This window comes from Bartonella vinsonii subsp. berkhoffii ATCC 51672, assembly GCF_902825225.1.
Taxonomy (GTDB): domain Bacteria; phylum Pseudomonadota; class Alphaproteobacteria; order Rhizobiales; family Rhizobiaceae; genus Bartonella; species Bartonella berkhoffii.
In genome coordinates, this window is sequence record NZ_CADEAK010000033.1 from 1 (window position 1) to 4,019 (window position 4,019).

Below are 4,019 nucleotides of genomic sequence, written 5' to 3' on the forward strand. Positions count from 1 at the left end.
AAAGAAGGGCGTTTTATCAGTTCTGAATTCCCCATCTTGCGGGAAAACTTGACCAAAATTGATCAAGCCATGATGGAAGTTGAGGAAAAGGTAGACCAAAAAGCACCTTCAAAACACACGCATAGCATAAGTGAAGTCGCAGATCTTGAAGCAGCTCTCAAAGGCAAAATGGCAGCCGATAAAACCTTCTCATTTGCTGATTTAAGCGATATCGAGGGAGCACAAGATGCCGCCAACAATTATGTTCTCTACAAAGCAAGCAACAATCATTTTACCTTTGGCAGTGCGATATCTTTGCTTGGTTCTCATCAACATAAAACCGAAGATATTATTGGATTAGATGAATTTAGAGCCAAGCTTAATGAAGATCTCACAGCCTATGGTCGCCTAAAACAAGCCAATGAATGGCAGAATTATAATAAATTTACCAGCAAAGTCACTATGAGTGGTGGCTTAGAACTGTTGGGTAATTCATCACTCAATCTCACCCATAATAACAAAGTGGTTATCAGTCTAAGTGCAAGTGGAAGCTTATTGAAAGGACCACTTAAAGTCGACGGTGATCTTGTTTATGCTAAAACAGAAGTAGATGCTTTCCAGCAGGAAATATGGGCAGAAATGAGGCTTTTAAGAAAGTGTATTTTCAACATTCCGATAGAAATTAAAATATTGGAAAGTGGTAAAATTTCTTGGCCTAATGGTGTTACCGATGACGCCGTGGTACAAGTTTGGGCTTGGGGCGCTGGCGGTGGAGGCGATAAAACAAGTGGTTACGGTGGTGGAGGAGGTGAATGTGTTATTCGTACTCTAACGCGAAAAGAGTTTTACGGTCATGAAGATATCGTGATTGGTAAGGGAGGTCATATCGAAAATGTAAACAAAAATCCTAGAGATGGTGGAAATACAACTGTTGGAAAGCAGTTAATTGTTGCTGAAGGAGGAAAAACAGCAACAAATGCTGGTTGTGGACGTGGTGGTGGCATAACAGGTGGACAGGGTGAAAATGTTAATAAGGGAATTAGTGCTGGAAGCTCTCTTTATGGTGGCGGAGGTGGTAGCCTTGGCCGCGGATCTAGAGGAAATTCTGTCTATGGTGGTGGGGGTGGTACTTATGGACGCTCTCCAGGACTCTCAGAATATGGAGGACGAGGTGGTGAAACTGGTGAAAAGGGTAAAGTGCCTGGTGGTGGGGGTGGATATGTAGCTGATGGGGGCGATGGCATGGTGCTGCTTAAAATCTGGCTGTGAGGGTATAATACTTCACTTTAAAGCTTCTCAAAATATTTTCCTTGTAGCTTTTTTTAAAACCCTTTCAAAGGGCTTTTTGACTGACAGTGTCAGGCTTATGAGAGAGTGTGCTTGTTGTTATAGTCTCTTCATTGATTTGGAGAGCAAGATGGCAACAGAATTTAATCATGGGATTCGCATTGTTGAGGCTGGTGAGGAGTCCCGTCCTTTAGCAACATTTGATCAAACCGCCATTGGGGCGGTTGTCACAGCCCCTGATGCTGACAACCAAGTTTTTCCGCTCAACGAGCCTGTCCTTCTCTTTACGCATGAAACAGAAAAAATCCAAAAGCTTGGGGCAAGAGGCACAGCTCTTGATGTCATTAATGCTGTATGCGCGCAAGGGATTGAGGCAAAAGTTATCCTTGTGCGTGTGGAAGAAAAATCTACTCTTGCCGAAACACAAGTGGAAATGGTGGGATCAAATGCTCACTTGACCGGTGTGCATGCGCTAAAACACGCTAGAGGGCATTTAGGTGTAGAACCTGGGATTTTATTGGCACCAGCTTATAGTGCAGGGCGCCTTGATAATGGTAAAAACCCCGTTGCAGATGCACTGGAACAAGTTGCCGAAAAGCTGCAAGCAATTGCGGTTTTTGATACAGGCGGTAAAGACACAGAAGAAAGTCTTGCTTTTCGTGCAGATTTTTCCTCACGTTTTTGTTATTTGATTGATCCCTTTGTACGGGTGGCAAATCGTGAGGGTGGTTGGAGTATTAAACCGGCAAGCCCTTTTGCAGCAGCGATGTTTATCAAACGCGATAAACAAAGGGGCGGTGTTTTTTGGTCTCCTTCAAACCAAGATGTGCATGGCATTTTAGGCACGGCGCGACCTATTAGCTATTTTGATGGCGAAATCGATCATGAGGCAAACCGTCTTAACCAAGCCGATATTGCTACCTTTATTCCGGCACGGCTTAGCCAAAATGCCCATGGTGAAATTGCTGCCAATGGGCGCATTTTATGGGGCAACCATACCACCTCCAGTGACCCACTTTGGCGCTTTGTCAATGTGGTGCGCACCCGTGCAGCATTGGAAAAAACCATCATCAACAATTTGCGCCCTTGGGCTAATGATGAGAATCTGACCGGTCAACATGTTATTGCACTTACCCGCTCTCTCACACAGTTTCTGGATGATATGATTGCGCGTGGTGCACTACTGGGAGGACGAGTTTGGTTTGACCGCGATTTAAATTCCAACAGCACTTTACAGTTGGGGAAGTTGCGGATCGAATTTGATGCAGAAGAGGTTCCACCTTTGGAAGATTTAAGTTTCGGTAGCCGCCGCAATAGCGCTTATTTTGATCGTTTAGCGGAAGATATCCAAAAGAAAATGACCTATCAATTTGGCGATACGCTGGACAGCTATCGCAAAGCAGCAAGGAGTTAAAGCATGACTTTACGCATTGTACGCGGTTTTACCCTGATTGTTGATGATGATGTCAATCTTCACCTCGATCTTGAAACATTGAAACTGCCCACGCTGGAAGAAATCACCGAAACCTATCAACCAGGCGGTTCTGATATGCAAATTGATGTTGCTGGTCTTGGTGTCAAAGCTTTAAGCTTGCAAATGAAAATCCACAGCCACACCCCAGAAATTATCGGTATTTTTGGAGGTCCTCCTGGTCTTCGCCATAAATTCACTGGCAAAAAACATGTAGTTTCTGAAGAAGATGGGCGTGAGCATGAACATTCCATTGATGTCACAGGGCGCTTGGTCAAAGTCGATAGTGAAGGTCTCTCTGCTGGAAAAGCCACGGGCTATGATTGCGAGATTAAGAATATTTGGGACTATACCGAATATTGGGATGGCTCTGTTCTGCATCGCTTTTCGTTTAAACGGGGTGGTTGGCTTGTGCGCAATGGACAAGAGATCGGTGGGCGGCGACGCTCTATTCTCAATTTATAGGAATTGATCATGACAAGTTTACAAACAAGCATTGATGTGGAATTGCAGGTTCCTCTTCTTTATCAAGACAGTGAAGGCAAGCAAGCAACACGACATAAATTGACCTTTTATCGCCCTACCTTCAAGCATGCCAAGCAATTAGCGGTATTGATTGGACCACAGCTAACAGAATTGCTTGTTCCTGAATTTGCAGAGCAGAAAACGCTTCCCAATGATGTTCTCCTTGCCAAACTTTCTCAAGTTTTGTTCACAAGTGAAGCGACAGAATGCATCACAGCGCTTTTAGCGGATATGTCTCATGAATCTGTTGAATTGATTGATCGTGTGGATGTTGTTGATCTTGTCGCGATATTCAAGGCTTTTTTTGCTTTTTTTACGCAACGCCAATCCTCTCTGCCGGACAATTTGGAGCAGAACTAGCGCTTTATTTTCGCTGGTCTGCTCTAGAGATCAACCAGATGGATTGGCTGGATGTGATTTCTTATCGCAGTGAATTAGCACGCTTGAAAAACCTAGAATATGAAAGCTATCAGTTAGGATAAGATATTATCATGGATGTTTCGCTTGTTGTGCGTTTTGTCAATCATCTGCAAGAGGGGATAGCTTCTGCTAAGCGGGATCTTGCAGCCTTTAGTTCAGAGGTTGCTCATTTCCAAAACAAAACAAGGCAGCATTTTAAAAATTGGTTTGACCCTGAACATCTTGAGGATGCGACCAAAAATGCGGAAAATGCTTTCAACCAAGCGCGTGGACGCATGGTGGGTGCCATTGCCCAAACCGCAACCTTAATTGCTCCCCTCTATAAAGCTATGCAATT

At 44.1% G+C, this 4,019-nt stretch carries 4 protein-coding genes and 1 pseudogene; all 5 read left to right on the forward strand.

All coding sequences use genetic code 11. From position 1 onward, the window contains the following. Positions 1-1,248, forward strand: a 1,248-nt coding sequence (locus tag J7R10_RS07745; RefSeq protein ID WP_208436416.1) for a Bgr_08870 family protein, incomplete at its 5' end; no start/stop codon positions are given. A 148-nt stretch (positions 1,249-1,396) separates the two neighbouring features. Next, on the forward strand, positions 1,397-2,680 hold the full coding sequence (locus tag J7R10_RS07750; protein ID WP_010704520.1) for a phage tail sheath C-terminal domain-containing protein: 1,284 nt from the start codon (positions 1,397-1,399) through the stop codon (positions 2,678-2,680). A gap of 3 nt (positions 2,681-2,683) precedes the next feature. Then, complete coding sequence (locus J7R10_RS07755) at positions 2,684-3,202, forward strand: phage major tail tube protein (RefSeq protein ID WP_010704521.1); 519 nt, start codon at positions 2,684-2,686, stop codon at positions 3,200-3,202. A gap of 9 nt (positions 3,203-3,211) precedes the next feature. Continuing rightward, positions 3,212-3,622, forward strand: a complete 411-nt coding sequence (locus tag J7R10_RS07760; protein ID WP_010704522.1) for a hypothetical protein — start codon at positions 3,212-3,214, stop codon at positions 3,620-3,622. A 131-nt stretch (positions 3,623-3,753) separates the two neighbouring features. Next, a pseudogene (locus J7R10_RS07765) lies at positions 3,754-4,019 on the forward strand (phage tail tape measure protein); the annotation flags it as partial.

Coding starts and splice junctions, on each gene's coding strand:
- J7R10_RS07750 (WP_010704520.1), top strand. CDS start 1,397: ATGGCAACAGAATTTAATCATGGGATTCGCATTGTTGAGGCTGGTGAG.
- J7R10_RS07755 (WP_010704521.1), top strand. CDS start 2,684: ATGACTTTACGCATTGTACGCGGTTTTACCCTGATTGTTGATGATGAT.
- J7R10_RS07760 (WP_010704522.1), top strand. CDS start 3,212: ATGACAAGTTTACAAACAAGCATTGATGTGGAATTGCAGGTTCCTCTT.